1 protein-coding gene is annotated in these 690 nt (G+C 64.6%); it reads right to left on the reverse strand.

Going from position 1 to position 690, the window contains the following annotated elements; translation table 11 throughout:
- Positions 1-509, reverse strand: a 509-nt coding sequence (locus tag G5306_RS20355) for a hypothetical protein (RefSeq protein ID WP_421313604.1), incomplete at its 3' end; no start/stop codon positions are given.
- Between the last annotated feature and the right edge of the window lie 181 nt (positions 510-690).

Raw genomic sequence — 690 nt, forward strand, 5'->3', positions numbered from 1 at the left:
CCACCCTCGTCCGTGGTCCCCGCCACATTGCCATTCACGACCCCGCTCCAGTCCGCCGGCAAGCTAAAGCCAGGTACGCCCGCTGTGCTCGCACCGCTCCAGCTGTAGCTGCCCGCCACCGCGCCAGCCACCCAGCCTGCCCCCATCAACGCACCTGCCGGCACACCGCTCAGGGTCACCGTCACACCGGTCACCTGCTCCGAACCATCCGCGTCGGTCGCAGTGACACCCAGCTGCGCCGCCAGCGATACCGCCACCGGTGCATCCGTTTCTGCCAGCACCAGGTTGGTGGCGCTGACACTGATATCCCCTTCCACTCCGATAGTGACCGTGCCACTGCTGTTGGCCGTGCCTTCATTGGTGGTCGCCACCACGGTGTAACTGATGGGCGCACCGGTGTTGTTCGCGCTGCCCGACACCCCGGCCGTCGAATAGTCCGCCGGGAACACCAGCCCAAACGCCGGCGGCAATGCCCCCGCCACCACGTTCACTGTCAGGACGTTACCCACCAGGGTGCCACCCACTGCAGTGGTATTCGCAGGCAAATTGTTGAAGGTATACACCAGGCTGGTCCAGGTCTCTGACCCGTCGCCATCGCTGATACTCACCGTGTTGGTCAGCAGCACCTGTACCGTGCCATCCGTTTCGGTCGCACCCGCATTCAGCGCCTCGACGTTGAAGTCGATGTCA

Source organism: Aeromonas sp. 603404 (assembly GCF_049171775.1).
GTDB classification, from domain to species: domain Bacteria; phylum Pseudomonadota; class Gammaproteobacteria; order Enterobacterales; family Aeromonadaceae; genus Aeromonas; species Aeromonas veronii_A.